The organism is Synechococcus sp. ROS8604 (assembly GCF_014279655.1).
Classification (GTDB): domain Bacteria; phylum Cyanobacteriota; class Cyanobacteriia; order PCC-6307; family Cyanobiaceae; genus Synechococcus_C.
Window position 1 is genome coordinate 2,543,245 of sequence record NZ_CP047946.1, and the last position, 13,444, is coordinate 2,556,688.

General features: G+C 57.7%; 18 protein-coding genes. 10 read left to right on the forward strand and 8 right to left on the reverse strand.

The window, feature by feature from the left end; all coding sequences use genetic code 11:
- Positions 1-11: 11 nt before the first annotated feature.
- Positions 12-1,193, reverse strand: a complete 1,182-nt coding sequence (locus SynROS8604_RS13795) for a GNAT family N-acetyltransferase (protein WP_186544414.1) — start codon at positions 1,191-1,193, stop codon at positions 12-14.
- A gap of 91 nt (positions 1,194-1,284) precedes the next feature.
- On the opposite strand from SynROS8604_RS13795, the gene SynROS8604_RS13800 reads away from it, so the two are divergent.
- Positions 1,285-1,728 (forward strand): hypothetical protein, encoded by a 444-nt coding sequence (locus SynROS8604_RS13800; RefSeq protein ID WP_186544415.1) that lies wholly within the window; start codon positions 1,285-1,287, stop codon positions 1,726-1,728.
- On the opposite strand, the gene SynROS8604_RS13805 is transcribed toward SynROS8604_RS13800, so the two are convergent.
- Both SynROS8604_RS13805 and SynROS8604_RS13810 read right to left on the reverse strand, forming a co-directional pair.
- Entirely contained in the window at positions 1,710-2,366 is a 657-nt protein-coding gene (locus SynROS8604_RS13805; protein WP_186544416.1) for a dihydrofolate reductase family protein, read from the reverse strand. The two genes, SynROS8604_RS13800 and SynROS8604_RS13805, sit on opposite strands and share 19 nt — an antisense overlap.
- Before the next feature lie 27 nt (positions 2,367-2,393).
- On the reverse strand, positions 2,394-3,314 hold the full coding sequence (locus SynROS8604_RS13810) for a 6-carboxytetrahydropterin synthase (protein ID WP_006854557.1): 921 nt from the start codon (positions 3,312-3,314) through the stop codon (positions 2,394-2,396).
- Positions 3,315-3,366: 52 nt separating this feature from the next.
- Between SynROS8604_RS13810 and SynROS8604_RS13815 the strand changes: the two genes are divergently transcribed.
- On the forward strand, positions 3,367-3,981 hold the full coding sequence (locus tag SynROS8604_RS13815) for a shikimate kinase (RefSeq protein ID WP_186544417.1): 615 nt from the start codon (positions 3,367-3,369) through the stop codon (positions 3,979-3,981).
- Here the strand turns inward: SynROS8604_RS13815 and SynROS8604_RS13820 are convergent.
- A complete protein-coding gene (locus SynROS8604_RS13820) occupies positions 3,938-4,198 on the reverse strand; it encodes a chlororespiratory reduction protein 7 (protein ID WP_006854559.1) in 261 nt (86 codons plus the stop codon). The two genes, SynROS8604_RS13815 and SynROS8604_RS13820, sit on opposite strands and share 44 nt — an antisense overlap.
- Between SynROS8604_RS13820 and SynROS8604_RS13825 the strand changes: the two genes are divergently transcribed.
- On the forward strand, positions 4,197-4,985 hold the full coding sequence (locus SynROS8604_RS13825; RefSeq protein ID WP_370586519.1) for a DUF6816 family protein: 789 nt from the start codon (positions 4,197-4,199) through the stop codon (positions 4,983-4,985). The genes SynROS8604_RS13820 and SynROS8604_RS13825 overlap by 2 nt on opposite strands.
- Here SynROS8604_RS13825 and SynROS8604_RS13830 read toward each other — a convergent pair.
- The gene (locus SynROS8604_RS13830; RefSeq protein ID WP_186544418.1) at positions 4,897-5,622 is read right to left on the reverse strand and encodes a glutathione S-transferase family protein; all 726 of its coding nucleotides are present in this window, start codon (positions 5,620-5,622) and stop codon (positions 4,897-4,899) included. The two genes, SynROS8604_RS13825 and SynROS8604_RS13830, sit on opposite strands and share 89 nt — an antisense overlap.
- Before the next feature lie 58 nt (positions 5,623-5,680).
- Here SynROS8604_RS13830 and SynROS8604_RS13835 point away from each other — a divergent pair, with 58 nt between their 5' ends.
- The 5 genes from SynROS8604_RS13835 to SynROS8604_RS13855 are packed head-to-tail and all read left to right on the forward strand — an operon-like array spanning position 5,681 to position 10,042.
- On the forward strand, positions 5,681-5,890 hold the full coding sequence (locus tag SynROS8604_RS13835; protein ID WP_115070977.1) for a DUF751 family protein: 210 nt from the start codon (positions 5,681-5,683) through the stop codon (positions 5,888-5,890).
- Between the two features lie 2 nt (positions 5,891-5,892).
- Complete coding sequence (gene rbfA / locus SynROS8604_RS13840) at positions 5,893-6,297, forward strand: 30S ribosome-binding factor RbfA (RefSeq protein WP_186544419.1); 405 nt, start codon at positions 5,893-5,895, stop codon at positions 6,295-6,297.
- A complete protein-coding gene (locus SynROS8604_RS13845) occupies positions 6,294-7,991 on the forward strand; it encodes a glycoside hydrolase family 3 N-terminal domain-containing protein (RefSeq protein WP_186544420.1) in 1,698 nt (565 codons plus the stop codon). The genes rbfA and SynROS8604_RS13845 overlap by 4 nt, the downstream gene beginning before the upstream one ends.
- Positions 7,992-8,027: 36 nt before the next feature.
- Complete coding sequence (locus SynROS8604_RS13850; protein WP_186544421.1) at positions 8,028-9,236, forward strand: glycosyltransferase family 2 protein; 1,209 nt, start codon at positions 8,028-8,030, stop codon at positions 9,234-9,236.
- A complete protein-coding gene (locus SynROS8604_RS13855) occupies positions 9,233-10,042 on the forward strand; it encodes a uroporphyrinogen-III synthase (RefSeq protein WP_186544422.1) in 810 nt (269 codons plus the stop codon). Before SynROS8604_RS13850 ends, SynROS8604_RS13855 begins: the two co-directional genes overlap by 4 nt.
- Here SynROS8604_RS13855 and SynROS8604_RS13860 read toward each other — a convergent pair.
- From SynROS8604_RS13860 to zds, 3 genes are read right to left on the reverse strand one after another with little or no spacing between them, the layout of a single operon-like run.
- On the reverse strand, positions 10,021-10,524 hold the full coding sequence (locus SynROS8604_RS13860) for a hypothetical protein (protein ID WP_255445079.1): 504 nt from the start codon (positions 10,522-10,524) through the stop codon (positions 10,021-10,023). The two genes, SynROS8604_RS13855 and SynROS8604_RS13860, sit on opposite strands and share 22 nt — an antisense overlap.
- A gap of 1 nt (position 10,525) precedes the next feature.
- Positions 10,526-10,981, reverse strand: a complete 456-nt coding sequence (locus SynROS8604_RS13865; RefSeq protein ID WP_006854569.1) for an SRPBCC family protein — start codon at positions 10,979-10,981, stop codon at positions 10,526-10,528.
- Positions 10,982-10,985: 4 nt separating this feature from the next.
- Entirely contained in the window at positions 10,986-12,458 is a 1,473-nt protein-coding gene (gene zds / locus SynROS8604_RS13870) for a 9,9'-di-cis-zeta-carotene desaturase (protein ID WP_186546000.1), read from the reverse strand.
- Positions 12,459-12,571: 113 nt separating this feature from the next.
- Here zds and SynROS8604_RS13875 point away from each other — a divergent pair, with 113 nt between their 5' ends.
- Positions 12,572-12,964, forward strand: coding sequence for an iron-sulfur cluster assembly accessory protein (locus SynROS8604_RS13875; RefSeq protein ID WP_115070966.1), 393 nt, complete (start codon positions 12,572-12,574; stop codon positions 12,962-12,964).
- Positions 12,965-13,015: 51 nt separating this feature from the next.
- Positions 13,016-13,444, forward strand: coding sequence for a hypothetical protein (locus tag SynROS8604_RS13880; protein ID WP_186546001.1), 429 nt, complete (start codon positions 13,016-13,018; stop codon positions 13,442-13,444).

Below are 13,444 nucleotides of genomic sequence, written 5' to 3' on the forward strand. Positions count from 1 at the left end.
CTCTTCTCAACTTACAGAGCAAGGGATGGCGTCTCTTTTCGAAAAGGGAGCTCAGCATTGATCGCCTCAATCTCCTCGAGCATCAGTGGATTGACCTTGCCGAGCCAGCCACGAATCAATCCTTCCATCTGGGGCTCATACCAGCGATGGAGGCTGGTATGAGGTCGAGCCACAAACCCACGCCGACGTTTGTGGCTCCCCCCTGCTCCTGGATCAAAACTCTTCAGTCCCTGCTTCAAAGCCCACTCAATCGGAGCGTAATAGCAAACCTCAAAATGCAAACAATCAATCTCTTCATGGCTCCCCCAGTACCGCCCCCAGAGCGATGCATCGTCATGCACGCAAAGTGACATAGCCACTGGCTCATGGGGGTTGCCACGATGCGCACTAAAGAGAACAATCCGCTCACGCAATGCATTCGTAGCCAAGGCATCGAAAAACGATGCTTCGAGATACTTGCTACCCCACATCCCCCAACGAGCACAGTGCTGTTCATAAAATTGATGCATGCATTGCATCAATGAAGGATCGAGATCCTCACCACAAAGGGGGGTAATCTCGATGCCTGCTGCACGAACCGCCTTCCGCTCTCGTTTGATATTACGGCGCTGATTGGCATTAAACCCTGCCAAATAGTCGTCAAAATTGGCCTGCCCATCTGATGTCCAGAGACTCTGCTGATTCAACCAAGCAGCACAACCTGCAGCTTCTGCTAAAGGACGCCAGAGCGGATCAACGTAGAGAAAATTACAGCTGAGGATGCCATTATTACGAGCAAAGGTATCAATCAACTCCAGCATGAGTTGGGTCAATGCCGCAGGATCTTCATCTGCAGCTATGTGGAAGCGATAGCCCTGTACCGGGCTGACGGGGCTCATCCCAATCAACTTTGGGTAATAACGAAGACCAAGGTCGCCAGCGAGCCGAGCGAACGCTTGATCAAACACAAACTCCCCATAACTGTGACCCTTGAGATAGAGCGGAGCGACCGCACAAAGATGCTCCTCTCCGCGCCACAGGGATAGGTGCAGTGGCTGCCATCCCTGATCGGGCGCCACGCTCCCAGAATCTTCAAGGGCCGCCAGCCAATTCCAGCGATAGAAGGGAATGACCTCAGGACCAAGCAGCTGTTCCCACTGCTGTTCGGGTATCTCCCGAATCGAGCGATGCCAACAAGCCTTCAGGGATGCCATGACCGGCGAAGACAGCGGCGAAGAAGAAGACCCTAACCAGTGAGAGCCAATGGAGTCACACTGAACGCAAGCCAGTTTTTGCCAACCTGCTGTGAACCGTGCGACGCCAGGAAAACAGCAGGTGGTGTTCACGCTCTTGGCGCTCAGCTTGATGCTGAGCGGAAGTGCCGTCCAAGCAGGGCTACTGCAGCCATTGCTGCAAATGATGCGTCCAAAACTAGAGAGCCAGCTGGCTGATCAATGTCAGCAACTCGCGAAACAAGCCCTTAAAGAGGCTGAACTCAACCTTGAACCATTCAGCCGCATGGGAGAGCAGTCGTGTCAGGCGCTAGCCAAGCCCGTCAGTGAATGCCTGATCCGTGAAACCAGTCGCGCTGGCAGAGAGTTGGGTGTGATCAGCGAACTCTTGTCAGGGCGAATTGGAGATGACGCCGAAGTGGTGATCAAACGCTGCCTGGCGTCGCTGCTGGGACTCCAGGCAACGGACCTAGAGAAGGTCCCGCTCAGCGAGCTTTTTCAGCGGCTGCGTCCATAACGAACCAACAGCTCATTTCCGCTCAGTCGATCGGCCGATAACAGCGTCCAAGCATCGGGCTGCGATAAAGCCAATGGCATGGTGCATCCTTCATACGGAATCCAGCTGAACCGACCTCCCAGCAGGCATGGGCTCAGAGTCAGCTGCAGCTCATCCACTTGATCGGCTTCCAGAAGGGATGAACAGAGGCCCGCTCCTCCAAGAAGAACGAGGCGATGAAAGCCCAATGCCGCAAGCTCCACCAGGGTGGTCTCCCAGGATGGTTGCAAGCGATGAATGGCAGAGAAACCATCCACGGAGATCCGATCTGGGGTCAAGAGCTGACGCTCAAGCGCTTGTTGAAAAAAAGGCCACTCCAGACCAAAGTCTGGACGGCGACTCACCACCAGCGCCGTTGGCTGTAACGGCCTGCCCTCTTGCTTGCGCTGCGCCAGAAGCTGTGGTTCATGAATCAAACAGGTGCAGCGATGGGCCCGCAGCGTTCCTGCACCGATCAGAACCGCATCGGCCCAAGCCAAAGCCTGTTCAAGGACGTGCCGATCGCCAGCACCGCCGAGCTGAGCAGCCCCTCCAGACGCAGGAGCAAGCCGCCCATCCAAACTGACGGCTAGCACCAGACGAACCGATGGTCGCTGCACGTGGAAACAGCCTCAGTTGAAACAGCCCTAGCCGTTAACGGCAGAATGCATTGCTTCGGGCATCGCATTGAGTGCAGGAGCTTCGGCGTACACCTCTGCAGCGTTGTTGGGGCTTTCCTGAAGCCGCACCTTGTGCAACTGAGCACCAATAGCGCGAACGGGGGTGCTCAGTCGATCAACGATATGCAGGGCAATGTTTTCAGCCGTCGGAACACAATCGGCGAAATGGGCGACGTCCTTATTGAGGAAGGTGTGATCGAAAGGCTCCACCACGAGGTCGCTGACGAGACGTTGAAGCGCCGCTAGGTCGCAGACCATCCCCGTGCGGGGGTCAATGCTTCCGCGCACCGTGACATCCACCAAGTAGTTGTGGCCGTGGCCATGGGGACGGGCACATTTGCCGTAAATCTGCTCGTTCTCCTCTTGGCTCAACTCTGGTCTTGCCAGACGGTGCGCAGCAGCGAAATGAGTGCGGATAGTGAGATAGGCGTCCATGGTTTGTCCGAGATAGTCGGCCCACAGGCCTGATGATTCATAAAGGCGCAGCGCCACAAGCGGCAGCTGATTGGCCAACCGAGACCAGATGATCCGAACCAAAGCTTCGGTGGTTGGCAGGCAACCCTCCGGATTGGTCACATCGAATTCTGGCCAAGCCTCATTGAGGAAGCGAAAATCGAGTTGTTCGGTGACTTCCGAACGAATCGCATGCTTCACATCAGAGAGGTTCAGCACCATGCCATTGGCGTCAAGGCCACCGGCCATGGACACAATGAGTTCGTAATTGTGTCCATGGCCAGGGGCAATCGCACAGGATCCAAAACGGGCTGCGTTGTCGTCAGCACTTAATTCCGGCAACCAATAACGGTGGCTGGAGCTAAAACAGGCTCGGCGGGTGATGACACAGCCACGACCTTGGCCGTGCGGTGCCGTCGTGATGGCATCAGTCATGACGTGGTCTGACCAGCGATCATCCTAGTGAGTTCTCCCACCTGCCGAACCGATGGCTGACGGCGCGACGACGACACCCCATCCTTTGAAAGCCCGTTTGGGCGGCCGGAACCTCTACCTGATCGGAATGATGGGGAGTGGTAAAAGCAGCACGGGGCGCCCCCTAGCCCAACGCCTGGGCTACGGCTTCGTTGACGCCGACGGCGTCGTGGAAGCGCTGGCTGGCCGCCCGATCCCCCAAATCTTTGAGACAGAGGGAGAGCCAGGCTTCCGAGCACTCGAAAGTCAGGTCCTGCAAGCCATTGGCGAACGCCATTCGCTCGTGGTTGCGACCGGTGGTGGTGTGATCACGCAGCCAGAAAACTGGGGCGTTCTGCATCAAGGGATCGTGATCTGGCTTGCCCCTGAACGGGACCAACTCCTGGCGCGTCTCCTCGCAGATCCAGGAGCCAGGCCTCTGCTTCAAAATCAAAATCCTGAAGCGGCTTTAGACGCGCTCCTGGAAGCTCGTACCCCTCTTTACGCCGAGGCCGATCTGCGGATCACGGTGGGCGACGAGACGGTCAACGCTGTGACAGATCGAATCCTTGAGGCCGTCCCTGGCATTCTCAAACCCCATGAACTCATGTTCCAGGCTCCAGGCGCACGGCAAACCACTGAAGATTGAACCCTGGAGCCAGCTCGAGATCGCAGGCTGTGTCCAAGAGCCTTTCTGCGGCGGCAGATGACGATCCAAACGCACGCAAATCACTTGGTAGCACTGACATATTGTCCAGCTGATCCGTCAGCCATGTCAGGGTGTCATCGGAACTGAGCAGTCGTTCTGGCTTGCCCGGCTCAAGCACCACATAGTGATCACAAGCACGGATGAGGGGATCGGACATGACGCGGCCACTGCTGGCACTGATCATGGCCGTGCTTCTTCTCGCTGGACCAGCAACACCAGCCTTAGCGGACAACACAGAACACCATCAGCAGCTCGAAGCACGCCTCAAGGATTGGCCAGCCTGGTCGGATCCTGCTCCTCTGCCGCGGCCACGCGCCAACCAGGACCTGGTGTATCCGGATTGGTTTGCAGGGCTTTGGGAGGTGGAAAGCCTGGATCTTTTGGCGAACGGCACGGTGGACGAAACATTGCCCCCCTTGCAGCATCTGGCCCAGTTTCAGCTCAATCCGCAGAACGAGGTGGTGGGGAATCGACCGTTTAATGCCAGAGCGATTGGTCAGGCGCTCTTAGGCGAGCAACTGATCAGCGTGGAGCAAGCCCCTCAGCAAGTGAACCGTCAGCTCGCTCGACTCAGCGACGATCGCCTGCTGGAAACGACGGTGATCGGCAGGGAACAAACATCGATCAACGCCGCAACCTTTCTGAGTGATGAGCTTGTTCTCCAGGTGATGCATGGGGCAAGGGCCCCAAGACTCAGCAGAATTGAAACCCTCAGTCGCTATCGGCCATGCCCAAACGAGCCAGGCGCTGAAATTATCAGTCGAATCTGCGGGGAGCAATGGCAACAGACCTATCAAGCTCCAGGGGAAACCAGCGAATCGTTTGTGCAACGACCAAGCCGTTACAAGCTCACGCTCACACGGCTGCAGGATCCTGCTGAAGCAGGCGAGCATCCAGCCGATCGCGCCACTCAAACAACGGCTGAAGGCGGGGATGATCACTGAGACCAGCGACCCCACGGCCAGCCAATTGGGGGCCTGATGAAGCGGGGAAGCGCAACAGGGATAGCTGCGCCGCTACGGCCAAATCAGCCAGGCTGAGGGACTCGCCAACCAAGACGCTGTCCGCCGTGAGTCCATCCGCAATCGCAATCAAGTTGTTGAGCATGGCGGAACGCTCCTCCTGGCCAAACAGCTCATTCATCCCACTGAGCCAACCCGTGGGAACGCCGGTCATCACCTGCCGAATCGGGCCCGGTACGTCATCGGGCAAAAGGGCCGCACGCAAATCTGGGTCATCCACAGCAGCCTGAAGCAGAGCCGCGCGGACGGATCCAGCCAAGGTTGTATCGGCCCAATCTTCGATCAAATGAACCTGGGCCACAGCGCGGCGATCCTTCGGGAAGAAGGGCGGTTCGGGCTGAAGCTCCTCCAAATAACGACAAATCGCGCTGGAATCTGCCACCACCGTGTCGCCATCCACGAGCACCGGAACTTGCCTTTGCCCTGACAAACGGAACACGGCTAATTGACCGATTCCAGGCGTAACTTCCACTTCTCGAAAGCTCAAACCTTTGGCGTGCAACGCCATCCGCACCTTGAGGCAGAAGGCGGAGTGACGGAATTGATGCAGCTCCAACATGACCGTCTTTGCCCTATGCCGGCACAGTAGCTATCAGATTGATTTTCCTGCCAGGACCATGCGCGAGTTTTTCGTCAATGTGACGCGTTACCCGCGCTACCTCATTGCCTTCAGCCTTGGAGTCCTCAACTCCGTTGCAGAGCCTTTAGCGAAGCGGCGCAGCAATCCCGTCACGGCAGTGGCTCTGATCGGGGCCTTGATCAGTGGCTTCATCACCCTTGGGCTGGTGCTCCGTGCCATGGTGACCTCAACAGCACCACTGAGCTGACGATGGCCCAGGGACGTCGAGTTGAACGGGTTGCCGCCTTAATCCGCAAGGAAACCAGCGAGCTGCTGATCAATGGGATCCGTGACGAACGGGTCCATCAAGGCATGGTCAGCATCACCGAGGTGGAGGTCAGCGGAGACCTCCAACATTGTCGAATTTTCGTGAGTGTCTTCGGCGAACAGGCGCAAAAAGACGAAGTCATGGATGGACTAGAGGCCGCTCGAGGATTCCTTCGTGGGGAGCTTGGCCGTCGTCTGCAAATGCGCCGCGCCCCTGAGATCGTGTTCAAACTCGATCTTGGAATTGAGAAAGGCACCAGCGTGCTCCATTTGCTTGGGGAACTCGAACGGGAGCGGGATGAACGAGGAGATGTTCCAGAAGGAACCGAACTCCCGGAGAGTCCATGAATGCGGGTGAGCTCGGTCAGGGCGAGCTCCGAGAGGCCGTCGCCCGATTGTTGGTGGTGCGCGCCAGCGGTCATGCCACAGACAGGCAACGGCGATACCCACGCTGGGAGCTCAGCAATCACGAGCTGGAGCAGCTCCTAGGCGCTGGGGTCGGGGGCGTGATCCTGCTCGGTGGAACAGCCACAGAATTGCAACAGCGCTGCCGCACCTTTCAGCGCTGGGCTAGGCAACCCATCCTGTTGTGCGCCGACGTTGAAGAAGGCGTGGGCCAACGGTTTGAGGGAGCCAGCTGGCTCGTGCCGCCGATGGCGCTCGGACGGCTCCATCGCAGAGCTCCGAGACAGGCCGTAGAACTGGCTGAAAACTACGGACGTTGCTGCGGCAATCAGGCAAAACGCTGCGGGCTGAATTGGGTCCTGGCACCGGTTTGCGATGTCAACAACAACCCCGACAACCCGGTCATCAACGTGCGGGCATGGGGTGAAGATCCAAACACCGTGGGGGAGTTAACAGGAGCTTTTCAGCGTGGACTGGCGGCAACAGGCGTCTTGGGGTGCGCCAAGCATTTCCCTGGGCATGGCGACACCGCCAGCGATTCCCACCTGGAACTTCCTCTGCTGCAACACAGTCGCGAACGCTTAGAGAGCCTTGAACTTCAGCCGTTTCGCACCCTGATCCAGGCGGGAGTCAGCAGTGTGATGACCGCCCATCTTCTTATTCCGGCATTGGATGAACAGTGGCCGGCCACCCTCTCCACCAACGTGCTCACCAGGCTGTTACGGGATGATCTTGGCTTCAAGGGCCTTGTGGTCACCGATGCCTTGGTGATGGAGGCCATCGCGGCTCGCTACGGAGCAGGCGAAGCCGCAGTGCTGGCATTCGCCGCAGGTGCTGACTTGATCTTGATGCCGGCCGATGCCGTGGCCGCCCTCGACGCTCTCTGCGATGCGCTGCTTTCCGGTCGCGTGCCCATGGCCCGTCTTCACGACTCGCTCAATCGCCGCCAGACGGCTTTGCAATCCATCCAGCTGCCGCTCGATTCGAGCGACAACGAGCACACGATTGAAACAGCGGAGGAGAGAACGCTCAGCTTGGAGCTCGTCAAGCAGTCGCTGGAGATCGCCAGCCCTGCCTTCGCCAACGAGTTAACCCAGCCCAAGGAGTCAAGCCAGGCCAACCCCATCGAGGTCATCAACCTGATCCGGGTGGATGGTGTTCTTCCCTGCCCGGTGCTTCCTGCCAATGCACCTGCCATCCTTCTTCCCAAAGCCCTCGGCTTCCAATCCCTCGTCAGCCATCCCCTAGGCATTTCCCCGTGGGCGAATCCAGCGGATCCAGCAGCCCCGCTGGCGCTCGATCGCATCGGGGAAGGGCCTCTGCTCCTGCAATTATTTGTCCGAGGCAATCCGTTTCAAGCCAACCGCAGCGCTCAGGAGCCCTGGACTGATGCCATCAAACAGCTGATTGGCTTGAACCGACTTTTCGGCTTGGCGGTGTACGGAAGCCCCTACGTCTGGGAGGCACTGAGCGCCCTGCTGCCGAGATCCATTCCAGCGGCTTACAGCCCTGGGCAAATGCCTGACGCACAGCAAGAGTTGCTTCAACAGTTGCTTCAACAGTTGAAGCAACATCGCCTGAATCCGGATCCTGCTTCAGCGCCATCAACGTTTGCCATCAACGAATTCACCGACTGAACGCGCCTAGCCTCTGCCCCAATTGTGCCCAAGACCATGCTCAGCCTCTCCATGATCGTGCGCAACGAGCAAGAGCGGCTAGGAGCCTGCCTGGACTCCGTAAAAGCCTTCGCCGATGAAATGGTCATCGTTGACACGGGCTCGACCGATCAGACCATGGCCATCGCGAAGGCGGCAGGTGCACGGGTCGAACAGTTGCCTTGGCCAGGCGATTTCGCTCCAGCTCGTAATGCCGCCCTGGAATTTGTGACTGGCGACTGGGTGCTCGTGCTTGATGCGGATGAATGCCTAAGAGCTGAAGCGATTCCTGCGCTCAAGGCGCTCATGGCCCAACCTGATGTGCTGGTGATCAACCTGTTGCGCCATGAGCAGGGTGCTGCCATGGCCCCTTATTCCAGCGTGAGTCGCCTGTTCCGCCGCCATCCCCGCATTTGCTGGAGCCGCCCGTATCACTCGATGGTGGATGACAGTGTGCGCGAACTGCTCAAGGACGAACCCCACTGGCGGATCGCCGACTGCCCAGAGCCAGCACTGCTTCACGACGGTTACCGGCCGGAGCTACTGCAAGGAACGGATAAGGCTGCCCGTCTCCGCCGGTCCATGCAGGAATGGCTGGAACAGGAGCCAGGACATCCCTACGCCTGCGCCAAGCTCGGGGCCCTCGAGGTGGCAGATGGGGATCGGGTTCAAGGCATCGCCCTGTTGCGCGAAGGGCTTGCCAACCTTGGCGAAGGTGAAGAGCACGCTGCAGAACGCTACGAGCTGTTGCTCCATCTGGGCATTGCCCTGAGCGCGGAGGACACCGACCAGGCCATCGCGTTCTACAAACAAGCCCTAGCGCAAGCTTTGGACGTCCGTCTTGGCCTTGGCGCCAGGTTGAATTTGGCCGCCCTGCTGTTGCAAACCAACAAGCTCGATGAGGCCATCCAACTCACCAAAACGGCATGCCAACGCGCTCCGGAAGTAGCCCTTGCCTGGTACAACCTGGGGCTGATGCAACGCCGCAAGGGTGAGATCAAGGACGCGTTGCAGTCCTATGAACGAGCGATCAGCCTGGAACCCAGCCATGCCGAATGCCATCAGAACCTTGCTGTTGCAAGGCTCGTCGGTGGAGACATCGACGGGGCGAGAGCCTCGTTCCGAACGGCGATCGCCCTGCTCAACAGCCAGAGGAAAGGAGACCAGGCAAGAGCCTTGGAACAGCAGGTAAGCGGACTGGTGAAACTGAATGAGGTGAATGCATGATTGCCGGAAGCAGTCCCGGTCTGCAGGGGCGCACCATCGTCGTCACCAGGGCTCGTGAACAACTGGGGGAAGCCCGGAAACTTTTGGAACAAGAGGGTGCCAGGGTGCTCGACCTACCGGCTTTGGAAATCGGCCCTCCCGATGAATGGGGACCTTTGGATGATGCCCTGGCTGAATTGGATGAGTTCCACTGGGTGGTCTTCTCCAGTGCCAATGGGGTGCAAGCCGTTGATGAACGTCTGCGGCTACAGGGAAGCAGCCTGGGCCGTAGGCCTGCCGGTCTCCGTATTGCTGCTGTTGGACGCAAGACCGCACGCGTTCTGGAGCAACTGGGAGCCCCCGCTGATTTCGTGCCACCAGATTTCGTGGCAGACAGCCTGATCGAACACTTTCCTGTTTCAGGTTGGGGACTAAGACTCCTGCTGCCAAGAGTGCAAAGTGGTGGCCGCACGCTGCTCGCTGAAGCCTTTGGAGAGGCGGGCGCCAGGGTGGTAGAGGTGCCTGCCTACGAATCCCGCTGTCCAGCCGACATCCCCGACACGACGGCCACAGCCTTGGCCTCAGGGGAGGTGGATGCCATCACATTCAGCAGTGGGAAAACCGTGCTCCATACAGCGGCACTGCTAGAGCAAAGATTGGGAGCTGAACTAGCAGCTCGAGCCATGCGCTCCGTAGCCCTGGTCTCGATTGGCCCCCAGACCAGCCGACATTGCCTTGAACAATTCGGACGGGTCGACCAGGAAGCCAACCCCCATGATCTCGATGGTTTGACCCAAGCCTGCCTTCAGGTGATGCAAACCCGCTGAGATCTCCCGGCCTGAAGCACGGTTAGGCAGCCCGTACGGATGTTGATGGTTTGCACCTCAACGTCCATCGGGAAAAGCTGCTGAGCCTCGCCAGGGCAACGGCCTCCTGCCCCCAGACACACCACTCCCGATCCCTCAGTCGTGCTGATCAGTGCACGCAATTGATCAGCCACAGAGAGCACACCAAGGACCTTCCAGTCCTGATCTCCCGCGGCACCGAGATCGGGCCCAGAGGTGCGTTGCGGGAAAGGGGCAAAGGGATCGGTGCGCCCCTCTGGAACGGAGACGAGCACCTCATCAACACTGGGTAAAACGGTTAAAGCTGTTGGAGGGAGGGACGGCTCAACCGTCTCCTCAGGGAACTGCAAGGGGGGTGCATTCACTTCACTGGATTGGCTGACATCCGTTGGATCAGCGGAACATCCAGCGATCAACGCCCCGAACATCAGCGTTGAAAGGGCAAAGCTCGAGACTTGACGCAACTCAAGGCTCCGACCGTGGTGAGTAACCGCTTTCCACCAAATCCCTAAAACGATCAAGGTTTGCCTGGAGCTCCTTGGTAACGATCCCTCCCAGGATGCTCGGTTCCATCAACGGTGCCAAGACTCCAGGAAGTTCGTAGCTCACGCTCAGCTTCACAGCTGTGAGCTCTGGCTGCTCTTGATAGAACCGAACGCCACCTTTGGTGGGGAGTCCCCCCACCGATTCCCACAGCAGTTGCTGCTGTTCGATGCGGCTGGTGATCCGCGCTTTCCATTGAAAACGAAAACCTTGGGCTGCCAAAGTCCAATCCGTTAGGTCCGGGTCTTCTCGGGTCTTCACGGATTCAATCCAGCGCATCCAGCGAGGCATCGCTTCGAGATCACTCCAAACAGTCCACACCTGATCGACAGGTGCTTGAACTTCGGTGGTTACCGTGTGGTCGAGCCAACGTCCCATCGGTTCAGGCCACCGCGGCGTTTGTGGCCAACTTTGCCGACGTGCCAAGAATGGCTGCAGCAGCAAGATGACCACTCATCGTGGCTCCCTCCATGGAATCGATGTAGTCCTGTCGGGTGTAACTACCAGCAAGGAAAAAATTGCTGACCGGTGTGCGTTGATCAGGGCGATAGGGCTCCATTCCAGGGGCCTCTCGATACAGAGACTGAGCCAACTTCACAACATGGCTCCAAGTGAGGTTCAAGTGCTGCGCTGATGGGAAGAGTTTGCGCACCTGAGCATCGGTGTGGGCAACGATGTCATTAACTGATTTTGGAATCCAAGGGTCGCCTGGGGTCAGGACGCACTGCAGCAACGATCCTTCTCCTGGCTTTCGGTAATCCTCAGGACTCGCCAATGCCAAATCCGCAAAACAACTGAAGTCTGCGTCAGCGGTATAGAGCAAATTGTTCAAACCAATGGGATGGGACAGATCCTTCCGGCGCGTGTCTGCCATATCTCCGTCCGCCAATTCCGTCACCCATCCGTCGTAGCGCAACTGCACCGTGGCGACCGGAACAGCTTCCAAACGATGAATGGCATCGAATTGCTCATGCTTACGCCATGCATCGGGAAGAAGGCGCTGGATCCCTGGAACATCACAGGCCGCCAAATACACATCCGCCTGAACATTGCACTCACCCTCGGGAGTGCTCAGGGTGAGGGAGGTCACCTTCGGGGTCTCACCCTCCTCGTAATGCACCTCCTTCACGCGGTGGCGAAGATGCAACGTGGCGCCTCGTTCTTGGATGTATTCCAAAATCGGCCCCGTGAGCCAGCGATGCGGAGAACCTTTCAGCAAATTGAGTTTTGAAGCCTCTGTTTTGGAGGCAAACATCATAAAAATGGTCAACATGCAGCGCGCCGAAATGGCTTCGCAATCGATAAAGCCCAAAGCGTAAGCAATCGGATTCCACATCCTGCGAATGCTCTCCAAGCTGCCGCCATGGCTGACAAACCAGGTCTGGAAACTCACGGAATCCAGGGCACGAATCGTGCGCATCGCCCCTTCGTAATCCACAAGGCCACGCACAATTGGACTGGTGCCTAAGGCCAATGCATTACGCAACTTGTCGATCCAGGTCAGCTGCGGAGTCGTAAAAAAAGCCTTGAGTCCATTGAATGGAGCACCAATCGGGAAACGGAAATCCAGTTCCCGCAGATCACCGCCGCTATTCACAAACAGGTGAGTGTGATCTTTTGGCAGCAAATTATCAATCGCGCCCACCTTGCGCATAAGAGCAAAGAGATTGGCGTAATTGAAAAAGAACACATGCAATCCCATCTCGATGTGATTGTCGTTTTCATCCACCCAGCTGCCGACTTTGCCGCCCATGAACGGGCGCGCTTCGTACAGATCCACCTTGTGACCTGCGTCCACGAGGTCGACGGCAGCGGCTAGGCCGGCCAGTCCTGAGCCCACAATCGCGACCTGCACCAGCACTTCTACCAATAATTCAATGACTCTATGAATCCGAACGCCTCAACTGCTTTAAGCAAGAGACGCGCGGGTTCAATACAGTGACGGCAGGCCAGCTGGACTCTTGACCCATGACCACCTCCACCCCCAGTACTGCGACCCACACAGCCAAAGGTGGAAAAGGCATTCAGATCACGGATCCAGCAATGCTTCAACTCTCGAAGCTCTGCCGAGAGCAAGGAGATGAGCAAATCCTTCGTGTTGGTGTGCGCTCTGGCGGTTGCAGCGGCATGAGCTACACCATGGACTTTGTGCCCGCCTCTGAGATTGAGGAAGGCGATGAGGTTTACGACTATGCCGCCCCCTCGGGTGCCGCCTTTCGGGTGGTCTGTGATCCCAAAAGCCTGCTCTACATCTATGGCATGCAGCTGGATTTCAGCACGGCCCTGATTGGGGGCGGGTTCAATTTCACCAATCCCAATGCCACCCAAACCTGTGGATGCGGGAGCTCCTTTGCGGTCTGAGCGACACCGCGTGGGAATCTGATGACAATTTCCAGAGAATCAGAATCAGCAATGGAGTCCCAGGAATCTCAGGAATCCAGCCTGTTCGAGCAGGCGATGGCCCGTTATCAAAGTGGAGCACCAGCGGCAGAGTTGATCGATGATTTTGTCGCGATCACCGAAGCCGCACCCCGGCAATCGTCTGGCTGGACCTGCTTGGCTTGGCTTCTGTTGCTCTGCGATAGGCCAGACGATGCGTTGCGTTCTGCTCGGTTGGCGGTAAAGCTCAATGGTCAGGATCCTCAGGCTCGGATCAATCTGACCCTGGCCATGCTGGAAACCAAAGCGAAGGGCGTTCGTGATCAAATTGCTGTCGTGCAACAGGTCTTAGCGGTTGCTCCCGAAATGGGAAATGAGCTGAAAGAGTCGATCAATGATGGCTTTAAACGTCGGCCGGACTGGCCCGCCCTTCTCAAAGTGAAGAGTTGGTTGGAGCTCTGA

Bases quoted from the DNA above. Each gene is read 5' to 3' on its own strand.
- SynROS8604_RS13795 (WP_186544414.1), bottom strand. From the start codon at position 1,193: ATGGCATCCCTGAAGGCTTGTTGGCATCGCTCGATTCGGGAGATACCC.
- SynROS8604_RS13810 (WP_006854557.1), bottom strand. From the start codon at position 3,314: ATGACTGATGCCATCACGACGGCACCGCACGGCCAAGGTCGTGGCTGT.
- SynROS8604_RS13815 (WP_186544417.1), top strand. From the start codon at position 3,367: ATGGCTGACGGCGCGACGACGACACCCCATCCTTTGAAAGCCCGTTTG.
- SynROS8604_RS13825 (WP_370586519.1), top strand. From the start codon at position 4,197: ATGACGCGGCCACTGCTGGCACTGATCATGGCCGTGCTTCTTCTCGCT.
- SynROS8604_RS13820 (WP_006854559.1), bottom strand. From the start codon at position 4,198: ATGTCCGATCCCCTCATCCGTGCTTGTGATCACTATGTGGTGCTTGAG.
- SynROS8604_RS13830 (WP_186544418.1), bottom strand. From the start codon at position 5,622: ATGTTGGAGCTGCATCAATTCCGTCACTCCGCCTTCTGCCTCAAGGTG.
- SynROS8604_RS13835 (WP_115070977.1), top strand. From the start codon at position 5,681: ATGCGCGAGTTTTTCGTCAATGTGACGCGTTACCCGCGCTACCTCATT.
- rbfA (WP_186544419.1), top strand. From the start codon at position 5,893: ATGGCCCAGGGACGTCGAGTTGAACGGGTTGCCGCCTTAATCCGCAAG.
- SynROS8604_RS13845 (WP_186544420.1), top strand. From the start codon at position 6,294: ATGAATGCGGGTGAGCTCGGTCAGGGCGAGCTCCGAGAGGCCGTCGCC.
- SynROS8604_RS13850 (WP_186544421.1), top strand. From the start codon at position 8,028: ATGCTCAGCCTCTCCATGATCGTGCGCAACGAGCAAGAGCGGCTAGGA.
- SynROS8604_RS13855 (WP_186544422.1), top strand. From the start codon at position 9,233: ATGATTGCCGGAAGCAGTCCCGGTCTGCAGGGGCGCACCATCGTCGTC.
- SynROS8604_RS13865 (WP_006854569.1), bottom strand. From the start codon at position 10,981: ATGGGACGTTGGCTCGACCACACGGTAACCACCGAAGTTCAAGCACCT.
- SynROS8604_RS13875 (WP_115070966.1), top strand. From the start codon at position 12,572: ATGACCACCTCCACCCCCAGTACTGCGACCCACACAGCCAAAGGTGGA.
- SynROS8604_RS13880 (WP_186546001.1), top strand. From the start codon at position 13,016: ATGGAGTCCCAGGAATCTCAGGAATCCAGCCTGTTCGAGCAGGCGATG.